Source organism: Streptomyces sp. NPDC104226 (genome assembly GCF_055584085.1).
The window spans coordinates 374665-400702 of record NZ_JBVJMS010000002.1; the positions used below are offsets into that span (position 1 = coordinate 374665).

Consider the following 26038-nt stretch of genomic DNA (forward strand, 5'->3'; position numbering starts at 1 on the left):
CGCCTTTCGGAGTCCCGGCGGCTCGGGCCGCGACGGTCAGCCGGTCTTCCCGGGCACGGCGGCCGTGGCCCGCAGCAGGTCCTTCAGGAGCGCGAAGTCGATCTTCTCCGGCGTGCGGAACCGCAGGCAGGACTTGCCCATGTCGTGGCCCGCGAGCCGCTCCGCGAAGGCCTCGCGGACCTCGTCGCGCATCAGGTAGAAGGCCACGTACTGCTTCTGGCTCGCGAAGGCGATCTCCCCGGCGCCTTCGCGCGCGTACACGGGCATCCCGTACGCCATCGCTTCGGTGAATCCGCGCAGTTCGGTACGGCACAGCTCACGCAGCCGGGTCAGCGCCTCCCTGCGCTCCTCGGGGACCTCGGCGAGGTATGCGTCCACGTTCTCCGCCCGGCTCTGCACCATGGGTCCGAGCCTAGAGGAACCCGTACGGCCCGTCCTCGCGCAACCCTAAGGTTGCGGGATGCGAAGCGACGTGCAACTCTGGAGTTGCACTGAATCATTCGACGGCTTGCGACGAAGGAGTCCCTGATGAACGCGGACCGGATCGAACGCGACACCCTGATCGAGGCCTCCCTGGACCGGGTCTGGTCCCTGGTGGCCCAGCCCGGCTTCTGGGTGGCCGACGAGGGGAGCCTGGCCGGCACGGTGGCCCGGGAAGGGGAGTCGATCGTGGCGAAGAACAGCGAGTACGGCGAGTTCCCTGTACGGGTGGAGAAGGTCGACCCTCCGACCTACCTGGCGTACCGGTGGGCCAGCGCCTTCCCCGGGCAGGAGCTGCGCGACGGCAACAGCACCCTGGTGGAGTTCACGCTGAGCCGCGAGGGCGACAAGACGCGGCTCCGCGTCGTGGAGAGCGGGTTCGCGGCCCTGGAGGGGTCCGAGGAGCTCCGCGACAAGGCCCTGAAGGACAACACCGGCGGCTGGCCGCAAGTGCTCGACGCCTTCAAGAAGCGCGCCGAACAACCGGCCGCGTGAGCGCAGAACACCCCGGCGCCGACGAGGCCGTCGACCAGGTCCTCGTCGCGCTGGCCGACCCGACCCGGCGCAAGCTGCTCGGCCTGCTCGCCGCACACGGAGAGGTCACCGCGACCACCCTTGCCGAGGGGCTGCCCGTCTCCCGGCAGGCGGTGGTCAAGCACCTGGCCGTCCTGGACGCCGCCGGGCTGGTCTCCGGCAGCCGGGTCGGACGCGAGGTCCGGTACACCGTGCGTCCCGCCGCCCTGGACACGACGGCCCGGTGGATGGCCACCCTCGCCGCCGACTGGGACCGGCGGCTCGCGGCCGTCAAACGGATCGCCGAGGCGGCGGAGCGGGATGCGGGCCAGGGCTCCACGGGCCGATAGTGGAACCGTGAGCGACTGGCCAGAAGAAAGCGGACGGGACGCACGGGCCGGGGCGGGCGGCGCGGACCGCGGCGGCGGGCAGGAGCCCGTCGCCTGGTCCGGGCCGGAGGGCGCGCGGGCCTTCGCCGCGGTGGAGGCGGCCACGGACTGGCTGCTCGGGTATCCCTTCGTCTTCCGGAGCCTGGCCCGGTGGGTCGGCGGCGGATCCGTCCTGGTGGACTACGGGTGCGGTCCGGGCAAGGTGGCCGACCGCGCGGCCCGTCGGCTCGGAGCCAAGGTGCTGGGGGTGGACACCTCCCCCGAGATGCTCGCGCTGGCCCGCGGCTCGGGCACGGCGGTCGCCGAGTACCACCTGGTCACGGACGGGCGGGCGGCCTGCCTGGCCGACGGCAGCGCCGACGCCGTGATGTGCAGCCACGTCCTCGCCTCACTGCCCACCGAGGAGGTGGTGCTCACGGTGTTCCGGGAGATCCGCAGGATCCTGCGGCCCGGCGGCCCGTTCGTCCTGCTGGCCACCGATCCCGCGTGCAGCGGGAGGGAGTACGCCTCGCTGAGCATCGGCGACCCGGGTGGCACGTACGGCCCGGGCGACGAGCTGCCCGTACGGCTCCGGCGCACGGACGGCAGCTGGCAGACGATGCCCAACCACGCCTGGCCCGTGGACTTCTACCCGGCCCTCCTGGAGCGGGCCGGCTTCGCGGACCTCGTCCAGCACCGCCCGACGGTGGACGAGGCACTCGGCCTCCCCGGTCTCGTCGACCCGGACCTCGCCGCCGGCCGCACCTGGGCGGCGGAGCGGGCCGCGCCCCCGCTGGTGATCACCACCGCGCTGGCCGTCTGAGGGCGCGGAGCAGTGCCGCCACCTTCTGCTCAGCAGGCGCAGGAGATGCCCGAGCGCGGGGCGGTCAGGTCGTCGATGGCGCGCTGGTCGGTGCCCTGGGCGGTCTCGAAGGCGAAGCCCTCGCGGACCCAGTACTCGAATCCGCCGAGCATCTCCTTGACCTGGTAGCCCAGGCGGGCGAAGGCCAGCGCGGCGCGCGTGGCGCCGTTGCAGCCGGGGCCCCAGCAGTAGGTGACCACCGTCAGCGCCGGGTCGATCAGCGCCGGCGCCAGCTCCGCGATCCGCGCGGTCGGAAGGTGCAGCGCCCCCGGGATGTGGCCCTGGTCCCAGGCGGCCTCGCTGCGGGAGTCGACCACCACCAGTCCGGGGACACCGGAGAGCAGGTCGGCCCGTACGTCCGAGACGTCCGCCTCGAAGGCGAGCCGCGCGGCGTAGTGGGCCGCCGCGACGCCCGGAGCGGCGGCGGGGACGGAGAGCACGGCGCTGGTGGGCTCGGCGGACCGGGCGGTCGAGGCGGTCAGGGTGGTCGAGGCGGCGGCGACGGACGAGGCGGTCACGGACATCGGGGAGCTCCTTGTACGGGGCGGAGGGCGGGGGGCTCGCCGGCCGGGTGGACTCCCTTGCGGCGATGACTCCATCCTCTGGCTCTGCCGCCTCCGCGACGAGTGGCGTAAACGCCGCCACTCGTCAAGATCCCGCCAGGGGTGCGGTGACCCTGACGAACGCCTTCCGGTAGGCCGTCGGCGTCGTCCGCATCTGCCGGGTGAAGTGGTGGCGGTACGTCGCGGTGGAGTCGAAGCCGACCGCCGCGGCCACCTCGTCCACCGTTCCCTCGCCCGACTCCAACAACGGCAGGCTCGCGGCGATCCGCTGGGAGACCACCCAGCGGATCGGGCTCACACCGTTGCGGCGGGTGAAGTGGCGGAGGTAGGACCGCTCGGACATGTTCGCCGCGCGCGCCAGGGCCGGGACCGAGAGCGGACCGTACAGCCGCTGGAGGGCCCAGGCCATGCTCCGCGAGATCCCGTCGTCGGCGCCGTCGGGTCCGATCTCTCCCACGGCCGCCTCGATGAACTGGGCCTGGCCGCCCTCGCGATGGGGCGGGACGACGAAGCGTCGGGCCACGGTGTTGGCGACGGCGGCGCCGTGGTCTGCGCGGACCAGGTAGAGGCAGAGGTCGATGCCGGCGGCGCTGCCCGCGCTGGTCAGGACGTCGCCGTTGTCGACGTAGAGGACGTCCGCGTCGACCTCGACCGCGGGATGGCGCTCCGCGAGGGTGCGGGCGTAGCGCCAGTGGGTGGTGGCCCGGCGGCCGTCGAGGAGACCGGTCGCGGCGAGCGCGAAGGCACCCGAGCAGATGGAGACCAGGCGGGCACCCCGGGCGTGGGCCTTGAGCAGGGCGTCGACCAGCGCGGGTGCGATGGTGCCGCCCGCCGGGGAGACTCCGGGGATGATCACGGTGTCCGCGGCGGAGAGGGCGTCGAGCCCGTGCTCGGCACGGAGGGTGAACCCGCCCACCACGCGCAGGTCCCGGCCGGGTTCCGCCGAGCAGACCCGCAGCTCGTACCAGGGCAGGTCCCCCAGCTCGGGGCGGGCGAGACCGAACACCTCGACCACCACGCCCAGTTCGAAGGGTGCCATTCCGTCGAAGGCGAGTACGGCCACCACATGGGCCGGGGCCGGCTTCGTCAGGTGAAGGGGTACGGCCTGGGAAGTCATGGCCGTACTGTAGCCAGCCGTCCCCACCGGGCGGGTGGAGGAGGGGGGCGCGAAGTGCGGGGAGAGCGGCAAGGAGGGATACGCACTCCTTGCCATGTACAACATATAGCGCACTGGGGGGCTTGCGGCAAGGCCCCCGGCCTGGGGCAAAATCGCGGACCTAGGCCAGAACTTGCCGAAAAATGGGAGATTCACTCAGTGCGTTCCGATATGTCAGCTCTTGGATCACACGGTTCCGTCGAGGCGGTGGCGACCACCACCAGTGCGTTCGAACTTCCCGACCACCTCTCCCCCAAGGCCGACCCGGCGCTGATCTCCGGCGACGAACGGCACTTCGCGGCCGTCTCGCACTGCCTGGAGCAGACGATCGCCGAACTGGCCGACCGCCTGGAGGCCACGCGCAGGGCTCCCGGCGGCATCGGCCGGGAGGCGATGGACCGCGACGCGGAGATCCACCGGCTGACCAGCCGGCTGCGCACCCTGCGCCGCTTCGGGCTGGACCTGTGCCTGGGGCACATCGTCCCCGCCGACGGCTCCGAGCCCGTGTACATCGGCCGCCTCGGCCTCACAGACAGCGCGGGCAACCGGCTGCTGCTGGACTGGCGCTCCCCCGCGGCCGAGCCCTTCTTCGCGGCGACGCACGCCTCCCCGATGGGCCTGGCGAGCCGCCGCAGGTACCGCTGGACCCGCGGGCGGATCAGCGACTACTGGGACGAGGTGTTCAGCGCGGACGGGCTCGAAGGGCGTGCCGCGCTCGACGACCAGTCCGCGTTCATCGCGAGCCTGGGCGGCAACCGGTCGGCCCGGATGCGCGACGTGCTCGCCACCATCCAGACCGACCAGGACGCCATCATCCGGGCCGGCTCCCGGGGCGCCCTCGTCGTCGACGGCGGTCCCGGCACGGGCAAGACCGTCGTCGCCCTGCACCGCACCGCCCACCTGCTCTATTCCGACCCCCGGCTGGGCCACCGGCGCGGCGGCGTGCTGTTCGTCGGCCCGAGCCGGCCCTACCTGGCCTACGTCTCGGACGTGCTGCCCAGCCTGGGAGAGGAGGGCGTCCAGACGTGCACCCTGCGCGACCTCGTCACCGAGGGGGCCGCGGCCTCGGTCGAGGCCGATCCGCGTGTGGCCCTCCTCAAGTCCTCCGCCGGCCTGGTGAAGGCGGTCGAGGACGCGGTGCGCATCTACGAGGAGCCGCCCACCGAAGGGACGACGGTCTCCAGCCACTGGTCGGACCTCTGGCTCGGTCCCGACGACTGGGCCGCCGCGTTCGGGGCGGTGGAACCGGGTACCCCGCACAACGAAGCGCGCGACCAGATCCTGGAGGAGCTGCTCACGATCCTGATGGACCAGGACGACAGCGACGTCCCGCCCCAGCTGCTGCGCCGTTCGCTGCTCCAGGACCGGGAGTTCATCACCACCCTCAACCGCGCCTGGCCGATGCTCGATGCGGGCGAGCTCGTCGGAGACCTCTGGTCGGTGCCCGCCTACCTGCGCAAGTGCGCTCCGTGGCTCGGACCCGAGGACGTGTCCCTCCTCCAGCGTGCCGACGCCCAGGCCTGGACGGTGTCGGACCTGCCGATCCTGGACGCGGCCCGGCAGCGGCTCGGCGACGCCGAAGCCTCCGTGCGCAAGCGCCGGCACGAGGCAGCCGTCGCCGCCGAGCGGGCGCGCCGGTCCGAGGTCATCGACCGGCTGCTCCAGGACTCCGAGATCGACGAGAGCCAGGGCGCGGTGGGGATGCTGAGGGGACGCGATCTGCAGGACGCCCTGATCGACGGGGACGCGCTGCCCGGCGCCGAACCCGACCTGCTCGCGGGCCCGTTCGCCCACATCGTCGTGGACGAGGCGCAGGAACTGACCGATGCGGAATGGCAGATGCTGCTGGCCCGCTGCCCGTCGCGGAGCTTCACCATCGTCGGCGACCGCGCGCAGGCCCGGCACGGGTTCACCGAGTCGTGGCGGGAGCGGCTCGAGCGGGCCGGGGTCGACCGGATCACCATGGCCTCCCTGAGCGTCAACTACCGTACGCCCGAGGAGGTCATGGCCGAGGCGGAGCCGGCCATCCGCGCCGCGCTTCCCGACGCGAACGTACCGACCTCCGTCCGCAGCAGCGGCATCCCCGTCACGCACGGGCGCACCGCGGACCTGTCCGCGCTCCTCGCCGAATGGCTCGACACCCACGCCGACGGGGTCGCCTGCGTCATCGCCGCCGACGGCGTCGACGACGGCACGTTCCCGGGGAGCTCCCGCGTCCGCGTGCTGACGCCCACCCTGTCGAAGGGACTCGAATTCGACCTGGTCGTCCTCATCGACCCGGAGGCCTTCGGCGAGGGCGTCGAAGGCGCCGTCGACCGCTACGTCGCGATGACCCGCGCGACCCAGCGCCTGGTCATCCTCAGGAGCTCGTGAGGAGCTCGGGACGAGCACCTGAGCTGACTAGCGCAGGGCTCCGAAGGCCCTGGTGAAGGCGAGGGGCTGCTGGAGGATCGAACTGCACGTCGCGTCGGCGTAGTTCACGGCTCCGGCCGGGCACTGCCGGTCGCGGGTCGCGGACCACATCGCCAGCCTGCCGATTCCCTTCTCGCTCGCGAACTCCACGAGCTGGGTGGCGTCGGCGACGGTGAAGATCTCGGTCGTGACGTCGTTGACGCCGATCATCGGCGTGACGGCCACGGCCTTCCAGGCCGCCGCGTCGGTGAGGCCCAGTACGCCCTTGATCTGGGCCTGCGTGGCCGTGGCGGCCTGGATCGCGTACCGGCCCATGTCGCCGCTGTAGGCGGGTCCGTAGTCCATGGCCATGATGTTGACGCCGTGGATGCGCACGCCGGCCTTCTTCGCGTCCGCCAACAGGGCCACGCCCGGCTGGGTGAGCCCCTCGGGCATCACCGGCAGCGTGAAGGCCACGTCGAGTCCCGGGTGGGAGGCCTGCAGCAGGGCGATGGCCTGCGCGCGGCGGGTGTTGGCGGCGGTGTCGGGCAGGGCCGCGCCCTCGATGTCGAAGTCGACCTTGGTCAGCCGGTACTGGTCGACGACCTTGCCGTAGGCGGCGGCGAGTTCCTGCGCGGAGCCGCAGTTCAGGGCCAGTTCGTGGCCGGCGGCTCCGCCGAAGGAGACGCGCACGTCGCCGCCCTTGGCCCGCAGGGCGCCGATCTGCGCGGCGACCTTGTCGTCCGCGAGCGCGGTGACCCCGCCCCACAGCGGGGCGCAGGCGCCGCCGGAGGTGATGAAGGCGAGGTGGAACTCCTTGACGCCGGTCCTGGCCGCCGTGTCGAGCAGGTCGTAGGCCGGGTGGAGGGAGGTGTCCACGTACGGCGCGAAGCGCGCGCCGCCGGCCGGGTTCCCGGTCGGCGGCGGGGTCGTGGCGGTGGCCGTCGCGGTGGGCGGGGCGGGCTTCGTCGGGTGCCCGGTGGGGGTCGCGGGAGCGCTCGTACCGGCCGTCGGCGCCGCCGTCGGGGCGCCCGTCGGGACGGTGGTGGGGCGGCCTCCGGGCGGGGGCGTCGGGCCCGGGTCCGCCGAGCACTTGGCCCCGTTGATGCGGCAGGCCGTCGGGTTGCCCGGGTTTCCGCTCGCGCTCGTGACGAAGCCGATCGTGACGGAGGCGCCCGCGGCCAGCTCCTTGTTCCATGCCGCCGGTTTCACGGTGACGTGGCGGCCGCTGACCGTGTGCGAGCCGTTCCACAGGGAGGCGACCGTCGTGCCGGCGGGCAGGTCGAACTCCAGGGTCCAACCGGGCTGGGTCCGGGTCGTGTTGTTGGTGATCACGTAGGTTCCGGTGTAACCGCCGCTCCAGGAACTCGACTTCGTGTACACCGCGCCGACCGAGGCGGCCTGGGCCGTACCCGTGAAGGCGAAGGCCGCGGCTGCGATCAGCACCGCCACCGCCGCACCGCCCGCGGCCTTGGCCTTCGTGCTCGTCCTGCGCCGGTGACCGGTCGTGCTGCCCATCGCGTGCCTGCCTCTGTATTGCCGGGGAGTTCGGGGTGCGGCAGCACGCTAGCCGCCCGGAAACGGACATTTGATCGATTCGGGGCGGCCATGGCGAACCTTAGGTTCCACTTAAGGAAGCGATCGGGCGACCTTAAGGCGGCGGGCCGGACCTCCGGGCGGGGAACCCTCAAGTCCACTCCGTGAACAGTCGGTTGATCTTCGGGGCACACACGGCCGATGCCGCATATGCTCCCTCCGTACCTCAATGCGGCGTACCTCGACGCGACGCACGCCCCTGTGGCGTACGTCCGCGCGGGCTGCGTCCGAACACCTCGCGAGCCGTAAGGGGACCGCCCCGTGAGTGTCCGAATTCAACCCTCCTCCCAGGTCGACGAGACCGCCGAACTCGGCGAGGGGACCACGATCTGGGATCTGGCGCAGGTGCGGGAGGAGGCCAGGCTCGGCCGCGACTGCATCGTGGGACGCGGCGCGTACGTCGGCCCCGGCGTACGGATCGGCGACAACGTCAAACTGCAGAACTACGCCCTCGTGTACGAGCCCGCCGAACTCGGCGACGGGGTGTTCATCGGCCCGGCCGCGGTGCTCACCAACGACTTCTACCCGCGGGCCGTCGACCCCGACGGCCGGCAGAAGCGCGGCGGCGACTGGGAGGCGGCCGGGGTCGTCGTGGCCGAGGGAGCCTCCCTGGGGGCCCGTTCGGTGTGCGTGGCGGGGGTGCGGATCGGGCGGTGGGCGCTGGTCGCGGCCGGCGCGGTCGTGTCCCGGGACGTACCCGACTTCGCGCTCGTGGCCGGCGTACCGGCCCGGCGCATCGGCTGGGTGGGCCGGGCCGGGGTGCGCCTGCAGGAACGCGACGGCGAGCCGGGCGTATGGGAGTGCCCGACCACGGGAGCCCTGCACGACGAGACCGACGGAACCCTGGCCGAGCGCACCTGACGCAACGTCGGCAATTTGGGTCAATGGCATTTCCTCAAAACCACAATCAATGAACACCCTTGGGCATACCTTGTCCCTGTACACGGGATCTGAGCAGGCAACAGGCTGTGTTCAGTGGGGGGTTGTACACGACGAGGGCAATCGCGGACAGGATGACGGACGGCGCAGTTCCATGCGCCCGTCCGCCGCCGTCCGCGCGCGCCCGGATCCGGGACTTCGCTGGAGGGGGATCCAGCGGACCCGGAACGCTCGTGCCATCGGGGGGATCACACCGTTGGCACGCGCAGCGTCATGCGCAGTCCCCTCCACTGGACGACGGCCGCCGGGTCTGTCCTAGGAACGATTTTTCAGAGGGGGTAGGTGTGTTGGAGCAGTACGGCTACAGCTCGGACATACAAAGCCGGCAGGGCATGCGGGAGACCGAGGTGGGGACCCGGTGACCGCCAGACGATTAGCAGCACTGGCCGACGAGGACCCGTCGCTGCACGCCCTCGCCGAGCGGCTGCTCGCGCTGGCCGAGGCGGGGCTGCCCGAGATGTACCTGCCGGGAGCGGAGACCTTCGTCTTCACGCGGGTGGGGACCGTCTCCCCCGAAGGCGCGAGGCGCATGGAACGGCGCGGCACGAGCACCCGGTACGCGGCCATCACCGCGCTGGGAGCGCGCTTCCTCCCCGAGGAACGCCAGCGCGCACTCTTCGACGGACGTAGCGCCGCGGAGTTCACGTCCCTGCTGGTGGAGCGGCTGCCCGCGGTGACGAACCTCGGCGACGCCGCGCTCATCACGTGGGCGGCGGCCGAGACCGGCCATCCCAAGCTCGCGGACGCCGTGGCGCGGGTGGCCGAACTGGACGTCCCCGGACGTCCGCAGTACACCGTGGAAGCCGCCTGGGTGCTGTCCGCCCTCACCGCGGCCCGTGCCTCGGTGGACGTCGAGTACCGGCTGGCGGCCGCCCGCGACCGCCTGCTGGCGGCCCGGATCGGGGACGGCCCGCTGTTCCCTCACGCCACCGCGCCCGGGCTGGTTCCGGGGTACCGCTCCCACGTGGCCTGCTTCGCCGACCAGACCTATCCGCTCCAGGCACTGGCCCGGCTGCACGCCAGCGCCCCCGACCCGGAGGCCCTCGCGGCCGCCGACGCCTGCGCCGCCCGGATCTGCGCCCTGCAGGGGGACGGCGGACAGTGGTGGTGGCACTACGACGCCCGCACGGGCGGCGTGGTGGAGGGGTACCCCGTCTACAGCGTGCACCAGCACGCCATGGCGCCGACGGCCCTCTTCGACCTGGCCGAGGCGGGCGGCACCGACTTCGGACCCGAGATCCGCCGGGGTCTGCGCTGGATGACGGAGGTGCCCGAGATCAGCGGGCCCGACGGCGTGCCGCGCGAGCCCATGATCCGCGAGGATTTCGGGGTCACCTGGCGCAAGGTCTACCGCGGCGACCCCGCCAAGGCCGTGCGCGCCGCCCGCGGACTCACCACCCGGGTCGCCCCGCGCGCCCGGCTGGCCCCGCTCGACCGGATCTTCCGCCCCCTGGCGGTGGACCGCGAGTGCAGGCCCTACGAGTTCGGCTGGATGCTCCACGCCTGGCTCGGGGGGCTCGGGAGATGAAGCACAGACAGTCCCTCTTCGGGGTGGCGCTCGACCCCCTGACCATGGACGAGACGGTCCGGCGCTGCCTCGACGCCGTCCAGCGCGGTGAGCAGATCGAGATCGGCATGGTCAACGCGGCCAAACTGGTCAACATGCGCCGCGACCCCCGCCTGGCCGCGGCGGTCGCCGGCTGCGACCTCGTCCTGGCCGACGGCCAGGCCGTGGTCTGGGCCGGTCGCGTCCTGGGGGTCCGGCTGCCCGAACGGGTCGCGGGAATCGACCTGTTCATGCGGCTGCTGGCCGCGGCGGAGACCGCCGGGATCCCCGTCTACCTGCTCGGCGCCCGGCAGGACGTACTGGACATCATGCTCGGGCGGATCTCCGAGCGGTTCCCCGCCCTGAACGTGGCGGGGAGCCGCAACGGCTACTTCGAGGACTCCGGGCAGGGCGAGATCGCCGACGCCGTGGCCGCGAGCGGGGCCCGGATGCTGTTCCTCGGCATGACCTCGCCCAAGAAGGAGATCTTCACCGCCGGCTACGGCAAGCGCACCGGCGCCGACGTGGTGCACGGCGTGGGCGGCTCCTTCGACATCCTGGCCGGCATCACCAAGCGCGCCCCCCTGCTCTGGCAGCGGATGGGGCTCGAATGGTTCTACCGGACCCTCCAGGAACCGCGCCGCCTGGGCAAGCGCTACCTCACCACCAATGCCGCTTTCCTCCTCATGACGGTCCGCGAACTCATCCGTCGCACACCGTCCACACCGCCTTCCGGTTCCGCGAACAGGAGTCACTGATGCGCGTCGTCGTCGTGGGACAGGGATACGTCGGCCTTCCGCTGGCCATCAGGGCCGCCGAGGTCGGGCACCAGGTGGTCGGTTACGACGTGGACGCCCGGCGGGTCAAGAGCCTCGCCGCCGGCGAGTCGTACGTGGAGGACGTCTCCTCCGCGCGGCTGGCCAAGGCGCTGGAACTGGGTACGTACCAGGCCAGTGACCAGGCCCGGGACTGCGGCGGCTTCGACGTCGCGGTCGTCACCGTCCCGACCCCCTTGCAGGACGGTGCCCCCGACCTGCGCTACATCGAGGAGTCCGCGCACACCCTGGCGCGGTTCCTGCGGCCGGGAGCCACCGTCGTACTGGAGTCGACCACCTACCCCGGCACCACCGAGGAGCTGTTCGGCCCGATCCTGGAGGACGGCTCCGGCCTCACCGCCGGAGCGGACTTCCACCTCGGCTACAGCCCGGAACGCATCGACCCGGGCAACAAGGTGTGGGGCTTCCAGCAGACCCCGAAGGTGGTGTCCGGCGTCAACGGCCTCTCGCTCAAGGCCGTGGAGAGCTTCTACGCGGGCCTCGTCGACACCACGGTGCCGGTGCGCTCCCCCAAGGAGGCCGAACTGGCGAAGCTGCTGGAGAACACCTTCCGGCACGTGAACATCGCCCTGGTCAACGAGATAGCCATGTTCGCCCGCCACCTCGACATCGACGTGTGGCAGACCATCGAGGCCGCCTCCAGCAAGCCGTTCGGCTTCATGAAGTTCACCCCGGGTCCCGGAGTCGGCGGGCACTGCCTGCCCATCGACCCCTCGTACCTCTCGTGGCGGGTGCAGCGCGAACTCGGCCAGAACTTCCGGTTCGTGGAGCTGGCCAACGACATCAACAGCCACATGCCCGAGTACGTGGCGCGCCGCGTCATGGACGCGCTCAACGCCAAGCGCCGCTCGGTCAACGGCTCCCGGATCCTGCTCCTGGGACTGGCGTACAAGAAGAACACCGGCGACGCCCGGGAGTCTCCCGCCGTACGCGTCTCCCAGCTGCTCCTGGACATGGGCGCCAAGGTGCGCGCGGCCGACCCCCACGTGGTGGAGGGCATCAAGGTCGACGCCCGCCTCTCGCGGGTGGAGCCGACCCGCAAGGAGCTGGCCGCAGCCGACGTGGTCGTCCTGCTCACGGACCACGACTCCTTCGACTACCCGATGATCACCGAGCACGCCTCGCTGATCCTCGACTGCCGCAACCGGCTGTCGGGGCCCACGGTGGAGGTGCTCTGACTCCATGACCAGGATCGTCTGCGTGGCCGGGGCCCGGCCCAACTACATGAAGATCAAACCGGTGATGGACGCGCTGGAGCGCCGCGGCGCCGAGGTCGTCCTCGTCCACACCGGCCAGCACTACGACGAGTCCATGAACGACGTCTTCTTCCGCGACCTCGGCATCCGCTCCCCCGACCGCTACCTGGGAGCCGGATCCGGCAGCCACGCCCAGCAGACCGGCCGGGTGATGGAGGCCTTCGAGCCGCTGCTCGAGGAACTGGTCCCGGACGCCGTCGTGGTGGTCGGGGACATCAACTCCACCCTGGCCTGCGCCCTGGCCACCGCGAAGGCCGGGCCGCTGCTGGCCCACGTGGAGGCGGGGCTGCGCAGCCGGGACTGGAGCATGCCCGAGGAGGTCAACCGGGTCGCCACCGACCGGATCAGCGACTACCTGCTGGCCCCCTCGCCCGACGCCGCCGCGAACCTGCGGTCGGAGGGGTACCGGGAGGACCAGATCCACGTCGTGGGCAACGTCATGATCGACACCCTGTTCTCCAACCTGGACCGGGCCCGGCGCTCCGACGTCCTCGACCGCTACGGGCTCACCCGCGGCGGGTACGGCCTGGTCACCCTGCACCGGCCGGCCAACGTGGACGATCCGGACGCCCTGCGCGGGCTGCTCAAGGCGCTGGGCGAGATCGCGGGCCGCTGCCCGCTGCTGCTGCCCGTGCACCCGCGGGCGGCAGCACGGCTGGCCGAGATCGGCGTCCCCGGCGGCATCCGGCTGGTGCCGGCCGCCGGATACCTCGATTTCATCGCCCTGCAGGACTCCGCCCGCGTGGTGCTCACCGACTCCGGGGGCGTCCAGGAGGAGACCACGGCGCTCGGCGTGCCCTGTGTGACCCTCCGGGAGAACACCGAGCGCCCGATCACCGTCGAGCAGGGCACCAACGTCCTGGCGGGCACCGACCCGGACCGCATCACGGCCACGGTGCACCGGGTGCTCGACGATCCGCCCGCGCCCCGCTGCCCCGAGCTGTGGGACGGCCGCGCGAGCGAGCGCATCGCGCAGGTGCTCCTGGAGGGCGGGAGCGCGGCGACCCGGCCGCGACCCACCGACCTGGTCCCGGGCACCGCGCCCGTCGGCTAGCGCCGTGGCCGGAAGGGTCCGCCGCGCCACGGCGGACCCTTCCGGCCACGGCACCGTTTCCACCCCTGTTCCACCTGGATCGAAAGAAGGCTGATGGACCTCGCGGAGATCTGGCGGGTCATGCGCAGGCGCTGGTACGTGCTGCTGCCCGGGCTGCTGCTCACGGCCGCGCTCATCACCGGCGTGTACCTGCTGGTTCCGGTGGAGTACGTGTCGCAGAGCACCGTGACCCTCCTGAACTCGAAGAAGGCGACGGTCGCCTTCGACGGCAACCCGTTCCTCAGCACCCAGGCCTCGCTCACCGGCATGGCCGACGGGCTGGCCCGCAACCTCAATTCCGACGACTCCAAGGCCGACCTCAAGGCCAAGGGAGTCACCGGCGTGTACGAGGCGAAGATCGCCGACAACGCCCAGGGGCCCTTCATGTGGCTGAGCGTCACCGGGACCGACCCGGCCGCCGTCCTGGAGTCCGACAAGATCTTCACCGCGTACGCCGAGAAGCGGCTCCTGGAGTTCCAGGCGCAGCAGTCGGTGACCCCAGAGGCGATGATCCGGATGGCGACGATCGTGCCGCCGCAGAAGCCGGAGGCGCAGACGAAGACCCGGCTCCAGTACCTGGTCATGGCGGCGCTGCTGGGCTTCGTCCTCAGCCTGGTGGCCACCTTCTTCGTCGAGGCCCGGCGCCGCAAGGCCGACAAGCCCGGCCGGCGCAAGCCCGTTCCGTCCGAGCCCGGTCCGCCAGAGGACTCCGGTTCGGATCCCGCTGACCTCACGGACCCGGTGGACCCCACGGCCACCATGGCGCTCAAGGTCCTGCCCCCGTCCGCCTTCCGCTCCAAGGCATCGAAGTGACCACTCCCGCCACGGACACCGGCACCGGCACCGGCACCGGCACCGAGGAATCGCCCGAAACGCACTCCCTGGGCCGCAAGGTGGGGTCCGCCGCCCGGTGGAGCCTGGTCAACACCATGGTGATGCGCCTGGGCAACTTCGCCATGGGCATCGTCCTCGCCCGCTTCTTCCTCGGTCCCGAAGCCTGGGGCGTCTACGGCATCGCCCAGACGGTCCTGCTCGTCCTGCTCTCCGCGAACGAGCTCGGGGTCTCCCTGGCCATCGTGCGCTGGGAGGGCGACCCGCGCCGCTTCGCCCCGACGGTCCTGACCCTGAGCGCCGCCTCCAGCGGCCTGCTCTACGCGCTGCTGTTCGCGCTCGCCCCGGCAGTGGCCGGTGTGCTCGGCTCGCCCGAGGCCTCCGGTGTCCTGCGGGTGATGTGCCTGGTCGTGGTGCTCGACGGCCTGTCGCAGGTACCCGCCGGCTTCCTCACCCGTGCGTTCGCGCAGGGCCGGCGGATGGCCGTCGACGCGGTCAACTTCGTGCTCAGCACCACGGTGACCCTGCTCCTGGCGATGCAGGGCTGGGGCGCGATGAGCTTCGCCTGGGGCGCCGTCGTCGGCAGCGCGGGCGCGCTCGTGGGCTGCTGCCTCGCGGCCCCGGGCACCCTGCGGTTCGGCTGGGACCGGGAGCAGGCCCGGGCCCTGCTCGGGTTCGGGCTGCCGCTCGCCGGAGCCAGCCTGCTCGCCCTCGGCGTCGCGAACGTGCCGCCGATGGTGGTGGGTTCGACTCTGGACCAGCTGGCCCTCGGCTTCTACGTCCTCGCGTTCAACATCTCCGGCTGGCCCGTACGGATCGTCTCCGAGGCGGCCCGCCGGGTCTCCTTCGCCGGGTTCTCCCGACTGGCCGAGTCCCCCAAGGCACTGGCCGACGGATTCGGCCGGGCCCTCGGCGTCCTGGTGACGGTCACCGTCCCGCTCTGCGTGCTGCTGGCCGGCCTCGCGGGACCGATCGTGGTGCTCGTCTACGGGGAACGCTGGGAGCCCGCAGCCCGTGCACTGCCCTGGCTGATGCTCCTCGGCCTGATCCGCATCGGCTCCGAACTCGCCTACGACTGTCTGGTGGCCATCGGGCGACGCCGCTCGCTGATCGCCGTACAGGCCCTGTGGCTCCTCCTTCTGGTCCCGGTCCTCGTGGCCGGCGCCCGCACCGGCGGGATCGCCGGGGTGTCCCAGGGCCAGGTCCTGGTCGCCGGGGGCGTCGTGGTGCCGGTGTACCTCGTCGCGCTGCACCGCGGCGGTGTCCGGCTGGGCATCGTGGCGCGCGCCTGCGCCTGGCCCCTGCTCGGCGGGGCCGTGATGGCGGGTGCCGTTCTCGGCCTGGAGCAGGTCCTGGGCGACAGCGTACTCGCGCTCCTGGCGACCTCGGCCGCCGCCACCCTGTGCTATGCCGTGTGCGTCCTGCCCAGCCTCGGGTTCCTCCGCGGCACCGCACCGGCCGCCGCGTCCACGACGATCAAGGAATGACACCATGGCACGCCTTCGCAGACGACTGTGGGCCTGGCTGCTGGCCGGGTTCTTACTGGTCGCCGCCCTGACCCTCTACCAGGCCGAGCGGACGGGCCGCAGCGAGTCGGCAGCCGATTCCTGCCCGGAAGCCGCCCTGGAGTGCCCCGGCGAGGAGAAGCCCCTCCCGCTGCCGGTGCCCTCAACCGAGCCCTCCGCCTCGCCGTCCGCATCCGTCAGCCCGAGCCCCTCCGCGGCTTCCCCCTCCTCGTCGGCCGCTCCCCCGCCGGGCAGCAGTGCACCGCCGCCCGCACCGGGCCCCGGCTGCAACGGCACCTCACCCGGCGCCTGCGGCTTCCCCGACGCGCGCTCCACCGGCCCGCGGATCGCGCTGGAGCGGCACGACACCGGGAACATGTCGATCAAGACCGACGGCACGGTCATCAAGGGCTGGGACATCCGCGGTTCGCTGGACGTCTACGCCAACAACGTCACGATCATCGACAGCCGGATCACCTCGACCAACTGGTGGGGCGTCAACCTCCGTCCGGGCTTCAAGGGCCTGCGGGTCCTGCACACCACGATCACCGCAGTACCGGGCAAGGGCCCCGACAACGGCGGCGTCAACTACGCGGTGTCCAACATGGGTGACAGTTCCGTCGAGGTCGGCTGGTGCGACGTCTCGGTGTTCGGCAACGCCCTGTCCATGGGCCAGGGCGACCTGCACGACAACTACGTCCACGACATCGTCGCCTTCCGCAACCTGGGCGGGGAGTGGCAGCACACCGACGCCGTGATCAGCGGCGGTGGCAACAAGGGCCGGCTGACGGTCCGCCACAACACCCTGCTGAACTCCGTCCCGGTCGACAAGGGCGCCAGCGCGGCCCTCGGTCTCTTCGCCGACACCGGCGTGGTCTCCAACGTGATCGTCGACAACAACTGGCTGGCCGGAGGGGCGTACGCGCTCTACGGCGGCGGCCCGGGGGCCACCGGCATCCAGGTCACGGACAACGTGTTCTCCACCCAGTACCACCCCAAGAGCGGGCTCTACGGGGCGGTCGCCGCGTGGAACGCGGGCGGCGCGGGGAACGTGTGGCGCGGCAACCGGATGTCGGACGGGCGTCCCGTCGTACCCGAACCCTCCCCCTGACCACCGAGAGGACATGACATGCGCCGCATCGCCCGGGCCCCCTGGGAGCTGCTCAAGCGGGCCTTCGGCTGGCTGGTGCTCTTCGAAGCCAGGAACAAGCTCCTGCTGGCCCCCTCCGCCCTGCGGCTGCGCCGTTTCGAGAACGCGGAGGCCCGCCGGCTGGGCTCGCTCCTGGAGCGGCCGCCGTCCGCCCTGGTGGCCACCGTGATCGCCACCCACCGCCGTCCCGAGGCCCTGCGCGCGGCCGTGCGCTCGGCCCTGGCGCAGACCGTGGCCGACCAGGTGGTCGTCGTCGTGGACGACGGCGCCGGGCTGCCCGAACTCCCGGCGGATCCGCGGCTCTTCGCGGTCTCACTGGCACGGAACACGGCCACGGCCGGGGTGGTGCGCAATGTGGGGATCCGGCTCAGCCGCTCCCGGTACGTGGCCTTCCTGGACGACGACAACCTGTGGGAGCCGGACCACCTGGAGCAGGCCCTGACGGCCCTGGAGTCGCCGGGCGGACCGGACGCGGTGTACACGGCGCTGCGCAGGATCCTCCCCGACGGCACCCAGCGGGACGTGCTGTCGGTGCCCTTCGACCGCCGCCGCAGCGCGCACGAGGCCTTCCTCGACACCAATGCCTTCGTGGCCCGCCGCACCCCGGCCCTGTACTTCAGCCGGCTGCGGCGGACCCCCGAGGTGCTGCCCCGTGAGGACTGGGAGCTGATGCGCCGCTACAGCCGGCGCCACGAGCTGCGCCACCTGCCCCGTCCCACGGTCCGGTACCTGGTCAACCCGGAGAGCTTCTACACCGCCTGGGAGGGGCCGGCGCCCACCGGTCCGGCCCCCGTCAGCTAGGTGTCAGGGCCCCGGCGTGGCGCGCAGGGCGGTCCGGCTGGCCAGGGCGCGTGCCGCGGCCCGGTTCGCCGGGCGGCCGAGCGCCGCCCGGGAGGTCTCCCGTAGCAGCACGGCCGCGCGGAAGGCCGCGGTGGCGGGCGCCGAGTGGCGGCGGCCGTAGAGGCGTACGCGGTTGAGGGTCAGCAGGGTCCACAGCCGCGGGGAGACCTGCGAGTCCCCGCCGAGGTGGACGGCCGAGGCCGCGGGTTCGAGCCGGGTGGCGAAGCCCCGGTCGCCGGCCCGCAGGCAGTACTCGGTCTCCTCCGAGTAGAGGAAGAACGACTCGTCCCAGGCGCCGCAGTCTTCCAGGCACTCCCGGGAAAGTGCCATCAGGGCGCCGGTCGCCCAGTCGGCGACCGTCCTGCGCCCGTACGCCGACGGGTCCGTGACCAGCTCGCTCCAGCGCGGGAAGCGCCCCGCGCGGCGGTTGCCGATCACGGCCTCGCCCAGGGCGCGGGTCACCCGGGACTCCCGGCGCAGCGAGTAGTGGAGCGTCCCGTCCTCCTCGTACAGCAGCGGGACGCTGATCCCCACCCGGCTCCCACCGTCCACCGGGGCGCCGAGCGCGCCCACGAGGAGCTCCGCGCAGCCCCGCCGCATCCGGATGTCCGGGTTGCACACCAGGGCGGCGCGGAAGCCGCCCTCCCATCCGGCGGCGGCCGCCAGGGCGGCGTTCACTCCGGCCGCGTAGCCCGCGTTGCGGCCCGTCTCGACGACCGTGGCCTCGGGAGCCAGCGACCGGACGAGGTCCACGGTGCCGTCGGCGGAGTCGTTGTCGGCGACGACGAGGCGCCAGTCGACGCCGGCCATGCCCTCCGGCAGGGAGGCGAGGAACTCGGGTATCACCCGGGCACTGTTCCAGGTGACGACGAGCACGGCTACGGGGCCGGCTGCAGCCGTGCTGCCGGTTGAGGCTGTGCTGTCGGAGGCTTTGCTGTCGGAAGACACGGGGACTCCACGTTTCGGGGCTCGGGCGCGGCGCGCCGGATGAAGCCGAGGTAGCTGCCTCCGGCGGCGATCGTCAGGAAGAACATCCCGGCGAACATCGGGAAGCTGAGGGCGTCGAAGGTGGCCGCACTGACCAGGGCGACGAGGGCCGAGGCGAAGAAGGCCTGGCCGAGCTCCCGGTCGGACTCGTCGGCGGCCAGACGGCGGATGGCGCCGCCCTGGTGGATTCCGGTGAGGAACAGCGCCAGGATCGCGAGCAGACCCAGCAGCCCCATCTCCGCCAGGGTCAGCATGTACTGGTTGTCGGTGAAGAAGTAGAGGTCCGGGGTGAAGGTGCCCAAACCCCGGCCGAACAGCGGGCGTTCCTCCAGGTAGGGCACGATCGCGCTGTACTTCACCGTGCGGGCCTGGGTGCTGCTGTCGGAGTTCCCCAGGAACGACGCGAAGAGCGTGGTGATCGTGCCGATCAGGCCCGGGACGAGGACCTTGAAGACGGCCACCGAGCCGAACAGCAGGCCGAAGGCGGTCCAGCGGCGCTGCGGCTTCCACCGGGGCACCATCACCAGCACCACGATCAGGGCGCCGATGATGGAGGTCCGGGACACCGTCAGCGGCAGGGCGCCGCCCATCAGCACGACCGGGGCCCAGCGGCGCCAGCGGCTGAGCTGGGCCCGGGCCGGATCGAAGGCCTGCTGGATCGCGAAGGGCAGCAGCAGGGCGAGCATGCCGCCGAACTCCAGGGGCTGCGCGGTCGTCGACCGCGGCCTGGTGAACGCCCCGCGGTCCAGGGTGGTGATCTGCGCGACGCTCGACTGGAGCCCCGGGATGCTGATCTTCTCGGCGATGTTCGTCGCGGTGAAGAAGTCGTAGTAGCCGATGGCGGCGACCACCGCCCCCATCACCACGGCCCGCCGCAGCAGCACGTCCAGGCGTGCCCGGTCCTGGATCCCGGCGGAGACGAGCACCACCAGCGATACCCAGACCAGCAGTCCGATCAGCCCCCGGTCGGCGCCCAGCACCTCCTTGTGCGAACTGCCCCGGGAGGCGTTCGCGAGGTACGAGGCCAGGACCGAGACGGCCAGCAGCCACATCACGACCCGGGGCAGCCGGGTCCCCGGGGCCGGTCTGATCCGGCCGGTCAGCCAGGTCGCCAGGTACCAGAACAGGGCCAGGAGCGCGAAGACGTTGGCCGGGGTGCCCACGCCGCCCAGACCCGGCAGGGTCAGGTTCGAGGGGATGAAGAAGGCAAGCCCCAGGTAGCCGGTCAGCAGGGCGGCGGCGTCCAGCTCCCGGTGGCGCGTCCGCCTGCGCACGCGCGGGGCGGCCGTCCCCGCGGCGGCCGCGGCGGTCTCGCGCCGCCGGCGGCGGCCCGCCAGCATGCTCTCCAGGACGAAGGAGGCCGTGAAGCCGGCGACCAGGCCGGCGATGAGCACGGCCAGGACCTGCTGGTAGCGGGTCTTGAGCTGTGGTTTCGGGGTCTGCGGCAGCACCACGGGGGCGGTCTGCACGAAGTACGCGGGCTGCACCTTGGCCGCCGCCTGGAGCGCGTTGAGCTGCTCCCCGGCGAAGTCGGTGAGCAGGCTGGTCTCCCTGAGCACCTTGGCCCGGTTGGTGCCCGTGACGGTCAGCGTGAGCATCGGGCCCGAGGCGTTCGCCGCGAAACCGACCGTGTAGGGGTCGGTCACCCCGAGCCCGTGCAGGTCCCGGGCCGCATCGGCGCCCGACAGGGTCCTGATGAGCACGTCGGCGGTCACCACGAGCGAACCGCCCGCGTTCGCGATGGGGTTGCCGAAGGCGGGGGCCAGCTGGGCCACGGCCGCGGAGTCCAGCAGGGCCACCGAGCTCTGGGACTGGTAGGACACCGGGACCGACTGGTACAGCTGCGCTCCGGCGAGGACGCCGCACAGCGTCAGGGGCGCCATGACGTACCAGCGGCGCCGCAACACCGCTCCTATCTCACCGATGTTCACGAACGCTCCCTCGCAACTGCCCGGGAACCGTTGGCGTGTTGCCCGGCGTCCTGGGAAGATCGAACACGACGGAAGGAATCCTGTGTCGCCTGGTGAGCTGTTCCGCACATTGCGCCGCCGCTGGTACGTACTGGTCCTGGCGGCAGTGCTGGCGGCCGCCGGGGCGCTCCAGGTGCTCCGGCCCACGACCACGTACGTGAGCACCGCGATCGTCGTCCTCAAGCCGCCGGTGACCGGCAACCAGCCGAACCAGCTGGCCAATCTGCAGCCGCCGCTGGCCGCCGTCTCGCTGGCCGCCGTACAGCAGTTGGACTCCTCCGACGGGGAGGCCGAACTGCGCGCCGCCGGGGTGCAGGGCAGCTACCGGCTGATCCCGCGCAACAGCGGCACGAGCGTCACCCCGCGCTATCTCATCCCCTCCCTCCAGATCCAGGTGCAGCACACGGACCCGGCCACGGCCGACCGTTCGGTGCGAGCGGTCCTGGAGGTCTACGGGAAGCACCTCTCGGACATGCAGGCCGAGCAGCAGATCCCGGCCGCGGGCCGGATGAGCGTCACCCTGCTGGTGCCGCCGTCCGCGGTGGCGCAGCTCGGGACCAAGAGCCGCGGGCTGGCCGGGACGGCCCTCCTGGCCCTGGTCGCCGGCACGGCCTGCGCGCTGTGGACCGATCAGTTCCTGGCGGGCCGCGCCCGGCGCCGGCGCGAACGCGCCGACGCCGGGGGCAGCGGGACGGAGCGGGACGGGAGTCCCGTGCCGACGGCCGCGGCGGCCCGCTGAATCAGCGGGCCGCCGGGCCGCCAACGCCCCTGGTTCGGGGCGGTGGTGCGATGTCATCAGATTCCTCGGCGCTTCCAGGACTGCCACCAGAGCCATTCGCGGCCCCGGTCGGCGACGGCCGACAGCACGAACGGCTGGAGGTACGGCATCACCCGGGCCCCGATCCGCCGGCGCCGGCGCAGCGCCCCGTACTCCGCGAGCGCGGTGTACCGGGGCAGGCATTCGGCGGCGAAGGCCTCCAGTTCCTCGACCGGTACCACCGCGGTGCGTCCGCGGTCGTAGGCCCGGTAGGCGCGCCGCAGCGCGTACCGGGCGAGCCGGGTGCGGGCCGCGGTGGAGAGCCGGCCCGCCTCCGGGAGCTGCCCGCCGCACTTCTCCAGCACCGAGTCGAAGGCGACGAGGCGCTGGCGGAGGTCGTCGAGCTGCCCGCCGAAGTCCGTGGTGGACATGTTGTTGCCGTGGACCCGGTAGAACGCCTGGTCGGCGCCGCGGACGTAGCCCACGTCGGCGTGGGCCGCGAGCCGCATCCACATCTCGATGTCACCGGCGTGCGGAAGCTCCGGGTCGTACCCCCCGACCTTGCGCTGGAGGCTGGTGCGCACGACCACCTCGGGTGAGGTGATGCAGCCGGTGCCCTCCCGGAAGCGCCGCTCCAGCCACCACCGCCCGGGATAGACCACCGAGCCGGTGGACCGGGTGCGGGCCGCCGGAAGCGGCCCGCCGTGCTGGAACCGCAGCGGCCTGCCGTAGGCGAAGCCGGCTTCCGGATGGGCGTCGAGCAGGGCCGCGGCGCGCACCAGGGCGCCGGGGACCAGCCGGTCGTCGGCGGAGAGCAGGGCGACGTAGTCCCCGTCCGCCCACTCCAGCAGGCCCTCGTTGTAGGTGGCGATGTGGCCCTGGTTCTTCTCGTGGACCCGGACCTCGATCCGCGGGTCGGCCGCCGCGAGGGCGCGCGCGACGTCCGCGGAGTCGTCGGGAGAGGCGTCGTCGATGATCAGTACCCGTACGTCGACGCCTTCCTGTTCGTCCAGGACGCTCTTGACGCAGTCGGCCAGGAAGTGGCCGTACTTGTAGCAGGGGATCACCACGCTGACCGTGCTCACTGCCCGGACACCTCCGTGGATCCCTCCACCAGCGGGGCGGGGGGCGTGGTGGTGAAGACCGGGCCGACCCAGTAGTTCACCGATCCGAAGGTGTTGTTCGGGAAGACCGTGGCCGCCCCGTACTTGTAGAGGCCGTTGCCGGTTCCCGCGGTCCCGCCGTCGGCCGGGGCCACCAACGGGTAGGAGCGGTGCGCGGCGCCGAAGTAGCCGCCGTCCACGGAGTACTTGCCGTTCGGCGCGTGGTACGAGGCCACGTACTCGGTGTTCGCGGTGATGGCGACCGGGGTGGTGAAGTGCAGCTGCTGCCAGCCCGAGACGGTCTCGCTGCCGAAGGTTCCGGTGGCCAGCAGGGTGCCGTCGGCCTTCCAGAGGCTGCCGGTGTGCGTGCCGGTGTTCCCGGGGCCCTTGTAGAAGGTGATGCCGGTGACGTAGCCGGCGACCGTGGACTGGAAGCGGGTGCCCAGTTCGACGGAGTTGGTGTCGTCGTTGACGTTGGCGGTGGTCGGTGTGGCGTTCGGACCCCACAGGGTGCAGGGGCAGTTCACCGCCGGCGGGCTGGTGCTGGTGGTGAAGGTCCAGGTGACCGGCGCGGCCATGGCGTTGCCCCACAGGTCGGAGGCTTGCACCGAGGCTGTGTAGGTGGTGCCGAGTGCCAGTTCGCTGGACGGGGTGAAGGTGGCGCTGTTGGAGACGTCGAGGACCTTGCTGCCCGGGACGGAGGTGCCGCCGGGATCCTTGACGGTGAACACCAGCGTGTCGGCGTCCACGGCGGTGCTGAAGGTGGCCTTCACCGTCGTGGTGATCGAGGTTCCGGTCGCCGCGGACTGCGGGGTGGTCGTGGTGACGGTCGGGGGCGTCGTGCTCGCGGTGGCGGTGTCCAGGACCGCGTCCACCCAGTAGTTGCTGCCGGACGACGCTGTGGACGGGAAGCCGCCGGTGCCGCTGTAGCGGTAGACGCCGTTGCCGCCGTCGGTACCGCTCTTCAGTGCGGTGAAGGGGGCCAGTCCGGCATCGGACGAGGCGAAGGTGGTGTCGAAGGAGTATCCGCCGTTGGGGGCGAAGTAGGAGGCGACGTAGGTGGTGTTGGCCTTGACGGGGATCGGCGAGGAGAAGTTGAGCTGCTGCCAGCCGGAGGCCGTCTCGTTGGTGAAGGTGCCCGTGGCCAGGCGCTGGCCGGTGGCGGTCCACAGGCTGCCCGTGTGGGTGCCGGTGTTGGCCGGGGACTTGTAGAAGCGGATGCCCGTGATCGAACCGGGCACCGAGGAGCGGATCTTGACGCCGAGTTCCACGGCACTGCCGTCTCCGGCGTTGACCGTGCCCGGTACGGCGGCTGCGGGCCAGACGGTGCAGGGGCACTGCTGGGGTCCCACGGTCAGCGGCACGGTGGTGGTGGCGCCGATGTTGACGCTGTCGTCGACCGCGCGGACCTTGATCTGTGCGGGCCCCGGGGTGGTCGGGGTCCACTTGTAGCTCCAGGACGCGACGCCCGTGGTGGCCTTCCAAGTGGTTCCGCCGTCGGTGGAGACCTCCACGCGGGCCACGACTCCGCCGCCGCTGTCGGAGGCGGTGCCCGTGATGGTCACAGGCCGCAGGGCGGGGACCGTGGCGTTGGCCGCGGGGCTGGTCACGGTGATGACCGGGCCGGTGGTGTCCGTGGAGGCGGTGGCCGCGACGAGGTTGCTCTGCAGGGACTTGGGCTGGACCCCCATGTCGGCGAAGATGTTGACCGTCGCCTGCTGCATCCGCTTGTCCTCGGTGACCACCGCGTCGTCCGGGTTGCCGGTCGGCATGTTGGTCAGGCCCCAGGACCACTGGACGGTGCCGGAGCCGAAGACCAGGGCGCCGGAGGTCTGGTCCCGGAAGGCGACCAGGCTGTGCGTCGCCGTCCCGTTGCCGTAGGTGTTGCCGTAGTCGAGGCGGTACTTGCCGTCGTTGATGTCGACCGTGGTGGAGGACATCGCGATCTGGCCGGGCGGGCGGGCCGCGTCCTCCACGTCGCTGTCCCACTCGTAGCCGAGCGTGCCGACGGGGAAGGTGGCGGTCTGGGAGGGGGTCAGGTTCGCGACGGTGGTGTTGCGCCAGAGCCGCATCTTGGCGTAGGCGCCCGGCACGGTGATCGCGTCGCTGCGGTAGCCGTTCACGGTGAACAGCGATCCGGTCAGCTGGTTCTGCGGCTGGTAGGGACGCCCGTTGGTGGCGCTGGCCGGGTCCATGAAGGTGCCGGTCCAGATGCCGCTGGGGTCGGGAATGCCGTTGGGCTGCGGGAAGGAGAGCTTGGTCTCCTTGTAGCAGACGAGGGTGCGGTTGGCGGTGTTGGTCCCGTCGATGCTGGGGGCCAGCCGGGTCTTCCAGAAGATCTCGTTGCCGGCGAAGTAGGTCTGGTGGTGGCCGGCCTTGCGGGCGTTCAGGGCGTTGGTGAACTGGTCCTGGGTCCAGTACTCGTCGTGTCCGGAGGACATGAAGACCTTGTGGTTCTGGAGCAGGGTCGCGCCCCTGGTCGACATGTCGATGCCGGACATGTAGCTGACGTCGTACCCGTTGCGCTCCAGCCAGGCGACCATCTGGTACTCGGATCCGTAGATCCCGTTCTCGCCGCCGATGTCCATCGGCCGGTTGTAACTGACCTCGTAGGCCCGGCCGTCGGGGGCGGGGCCGCCGCCGTCGTACAGGTCCTGGCCGCCGTAGTTGTTGTACGCCTGCCAGGTCTGGTCGCTGGTCTGCACGACGATGTCGGAGTGGCTGGAGTCGTTGCGGACCACGAACGGGTAGGGCATGACCCCGTTGCCGTCGGCCTGGTCGAAGTTGGCTATGTAGAGGCCGGAGACGGCGTCGGAGGGCACCGTCCAGCTCGCGGTGGTGGGCCAGTTGCCGCAGTCGACGAGGCCGGTGGAGGCCTTCTTGTTGCAGCTCGCCGGGTTGCCGCCCTGGGGGAAGTTGGCCGGGTAGGTCTGGGCCGCCTGGGCGGGTGTCGACATCAGGCGTGCGCCGTCACCGCCGTAGTGGCCGAGCCGGTAGACCGACACCTTGTAGGCGGTGGGCGACTGGATCTTGAACTGCAGGGTCTCGCCCGCCTGCACGCTCTCCTTGGCCGGGAAGCCCTTGATGTCGCCGTAGGCGCTGGGTGCGAACCAGTCGGACATCGGGGTGCCCGTCTTGGAGTTCTCGCACACGATCGCGTTGGAGCCGGGGCCGCACGGGTCCGCCGCGACCGCCACCGATGGCGGTAGCGCCGCCGCCATCAGGGCTGCCACCACGGTGAAGAGCCCGTACCGCAGCAGCCTTGTCCGTCTGTTCATCCGAACCTCATTCGGGGA

General features: G+C 71.9%; 22 protein-coding genes. 14 read left to right on the forward strand and 8 right to left on the reverse strand.

The genetic code is table 11. The features are described 5' to 3' along the window. Positions 1 to 36: 36 nt before the first annotated feature. Positions 37 to 402, reverse strand: coding sequence for an iron chaperone (locus ACZ60J_RS07015; RefSeq protein WP_469679412.1), 366 nt, complete (start codon positions 400 to 402; stop codon positions 37 to 39). A gap of 126 nt (positions 403 to 528) precedes the next feature. On the opposite strand from ACZ60J_RS07015, the gene ACZ60J_RS07020 reads away from it, so the two are divergent. Genes ACZ60J_RS07020 through ACZ60J_RS07030 form a run of 3 tightly spaced genes read left to right on the forward strand, consistent with a single transcriptional unit; the run spans position 529 to position 2184 of the window. Then, positions 529 to 975, forward strand: coding sequence for an SRPBCC domain-containing protein (locus tag ACZ60J_RS07020; protein WP_469679413.1), 447 nt, complete (start codon positions 529 to 531; stop codon positions 973 to 975). Continuing rightward, on the forward strand, positions 972 to 1343 hold the full coding sequence (locus ACZ60J_RS07025; protein ID WP_469679414.1) for an ArsR/SmtB family transcription factor: 372 nt from the start codon (positions 972 to 974) through the stop codon (positions 1341 to 1343). The genes ACZ60J_RS07020 and ACZ60J_RS07025 overlap by 4 nt, the downstream gene beginning before the upstream one ends. Positions 1344 to 1350: 7 nt before the next feature. Next, on the forward strand, positions 1351 to 2184 hold the full coding sequence (locus ACZ60J_RS07030) for a class I SAM-dependent methyltransferase (RefSeq protein WP_469679415.1): 834 nt from the start codon (positions 1351 to 1353) through the stop codon (positions 2182 to 2184). A 29-nt stretch (positions 2185 to 2213) separates the two neighbouring features. Here ACZ60J_RS07030 and ACZ60J_RS07035 read toward each other — a convergent pair whose 3' ends face one another. Further along, positions 2214 to 2747 carry a rhodanese-like domain-containing protein gene (locus ACZ60J_RS07035; RefSeq protein ID WP_469679416.1) on the reverse strand — a complete coding sequence of 178 codons (534 nt, stop codon included), beginning with the start codon at positions 2745 to 2747 and terminating at the stop codon, positions 2214 to 2216. A 124-nt stretch (positions 2748 to 2871) separates the two neighbouring features. Beyond that, the gene (locus tag ACZ60J_RS07040; RefSeq protein WP_469679417.1) at positions 2872 to 3903 is read right to left on the reverse strand and encodes a helix-turn-helix domain-containing protein; all 1032 of its coding nucleotides are present in this window, start codon (positions 3901 to 3903) and stop codon (positions 2872 to 2874) included. 246 nt (positions 3904 to 4149) lie between these two features. Here ACZ60J_RS07040 and helR point away from each other — a divergent pair, with 246 nt between their 5' ends. After that, on the forward strand, positions 4150 to 6315 hold the full coding sequence (gene helR, locus ACZ60J_RS07045) for an RNA polymerase recycling motor ATPase HelR (protein ID WP_469679418.1): 2166 nt from the start codon (positions 4150 to 4152) through the stop codon (positions 6313 to 6315). Between the two features lie 27 nt (positions 6316 to 6342). Here the strand turns inward: helR and ACZ60J_RS07050 are convergent, their stop codons facing one another. Next, positions 6343 to 7851 (reverse strand): cellulose binding domain-containing protein, encoded by a 1509-nt coding sequence (locus ACZ60J_RS07050; protein ID WP_469679419.1) that lies wholly within the window; start codon positions 7849 to 7851, stop codon positions 6343 to 6345. Between the two features lie 339 nt (positions 7852 to 8190). Between ACZ60J_RS07050 and ACZ60J_RS07055 the strand changes: the two genes are divergently transcribed. From ACZ60J_RS07055 to ACZ60J_RS07095, 9 genes are all read left to right on the forward strand, one after another. Next, positions 8191 to 8790 carry an acyltransferase gene (locus tag ACZ60J_RS07055; protein WP_469679420.1) on the forward strand — a complete coding sequence of 200 codons (600 nt, stop codon included), beginning with the start codon at positions 8191 to 8193 and terminating at the stop codon, positions 8788 to 8790. 436 nt (positions 8791 to 9226) lie between these two features. Then, the gene (locus ACZ60J_RS07060) at positions 9227 to 10396 is read left to right on the forward strand and encodes a hypothetical protein (RefSeq protein ID WP_469679421.1); all 1170 of its coding nucleotides are present in this window, start codon (positions 9227 to 9229) and stop codon (positions 10394 to 10396) included. After that, the gene (locus tag ACZ60J_RS07065; protein WP_469679422.1) at positions 10393 to 11172 is read left to right on the forward strand and encodes a WecB/TagA/CpsF family glycosyltransferase; all 780 of its coding nucleotides are present in this window, start codon (positions 10393 to 10395) and stop codon (positions 11170 to 11172) included. The genes ACZ60J_RS07060 and ACZ60J_RS07065 overlap by 4 nt, the downstream gene beginning before the upstream one ends. Further along, positions 11172 to 12428, forward strand: coding sequence for a nucleotide sugar dehydrogenase (locus ACZ60J_RS07070; RefSeq protein WP_469679423.1), 1257 nt, complete (start codon positions 11172 to 11174; stop codon positions 12426 to 12428). Before ACZ60J_RS07065 ends, ACZ60J_RS07070 begins: the two co-directional genes overlap by 1 nt. Before the next feature lie 4 nt (positions 12429 to 12432). Next, entirely contained in the window at positions 12433 to 13560 is a 1128-nt protein-coding gene (gene wecB, locus ACZ60J_RS07075) for a non-hydrolyzing UDP-N-acetylglucosamine 2-epimerase (RefSeq protein ID WP_469679424.1), read from the forward strand. Between the two features lie 93 nt (positions 13561 to 13653). Next, on the forward strand, positions 13654 to 14412 hold the full coding sequence (locus ACZ60J_RS07080; protein WP_469679425.1) for a YveK family protein: 759 nt from the start codon (positions 13654 to 13656) through the stop codon (positions 14410 to 14412). Continuing rightward, positions 14409 to 15917, forward strand: coding sequence for an oligosaccharide flippase family protein (locus ACZ60J_RS07085; RefSeq protein WP_469679426.1), 1509 nt, complete (start codon positions 14409 to 14411; stop codon positions 15915 to 15917). Before ACZ60J_RS07080 ends, ACZ60J_RS07085 begins: the two co-directional genes overlap by 4 nt. Before the next feature lie 4 nt (positions 15918 to 15921). Further along, positions 15922 to 17046: a hypothetical protein gene (locus ACZ60J_RS07090; RefSeq protein WP_469679427.1), complete on the forward strand. Its 1125-nt coding sequence runs from the start codon at positions 15922 to 15924 to the stop codon at positions 17044 to 17046. Between the two features lie 18 nt (positions 17047 to 17064). Next, positions 17065 to 17886: a glycosyltransferase family 2 protein gene (locus ACZ60J_RS07095; protein ID WP_469679428.1), complete on the forward strand. Its 822-nt coding sequence runs from the start codon at positions 17065 to 17067 to the stop codon at positions 17884 to 17886. 3 nt (positions 17887 to 17889) lie between these two features. Here the strand turns inward: ACZ60J_RS07095 and ACZ60J_RS07100 are convergent, their stop codons facing one another. Together ACZ60J_RS07100 and ACZ60J_RS07105 are read right to left on the reverse strand one after the other, a co-directional pair. Then, positions 17890 to 18801: a glycosyltransferase gene (locus tag ACZ60J_RS07100; RefSeq protein WP_469679429.1), complete on the reverse strand. Its 912-nt coding sequence runs from the start codon at positions 18799 to 18801 to the stop codon at positions 17890 to 17892. A gap of 2 nt (positions 18802 to 18803) precedes the next feature. Further along, positions 18804 to 20843 carry an O-antigen ligase family protein gene (locus tag ACZ60J_RS07105; RefSeq protein WP_469679430.1) on the reverse strand — a complete coding sequence of 680 codons (2040 nt, stop codon included), beginning with the start codon at positions 20841 to 20843 and terminating at the stop codon, positions 18804 to 18806. An 82-nt stretch (positions 20844 to 20925) separates the two neighbouring features. On the opposite strand from ACZ60J_RS07105, the gene ACZ60J_RS07110 reads away from it, so the two are divergent. Further along, the gene (locus ACZ60J_RS07110; protein ID WP_469679431.1) at positions 20926 to 21621 is read left to right on the forward strand and encodes a hypothetical protein; all 696 of its coding nucleotides are present in this window, start codon (positions 20926 to 20928) and stop codon (positions 21619 to 21621) included. Between the two features lie 56 nt (positions 21622 to 21677). Here the strand turns inward: ACZ60J_RS07110 and ACZ60J_RS07115 are convergent, their stop codons facing one another. Both ACZ60J_RS07115 and ACZ60J_RS07120 read right to left on the reverse strand, forming a co-directional pair. Beyond that, complete coding sequence (locus ACZ60J_RS07115; RefSeq protein ID WP_469679432.1) at positions 21678 to 22724, reverse strand: glycosyltransferase; 1047 nt, start codon at positions 22722 to 22724, stop codon at positions 21678 to 21680. Then, complete coding sequence (locus tag ACZ60J_RS07120; protein ID WP_469679433.1) at positions 22721 to 26020, reverse strand: DUF4082 domain-containing protein; 3300 nt, start codon at positions 26018 to 26020, stop codon at positions 22721 to 22723. The genes ACZ60J_RS07115 and ACZ60J_RS07120 overlap by 4 nt, the downstream gene beginning before the upstream one ends. Positions 26021 to 26038: the final 18 nt, after the last annotated feature.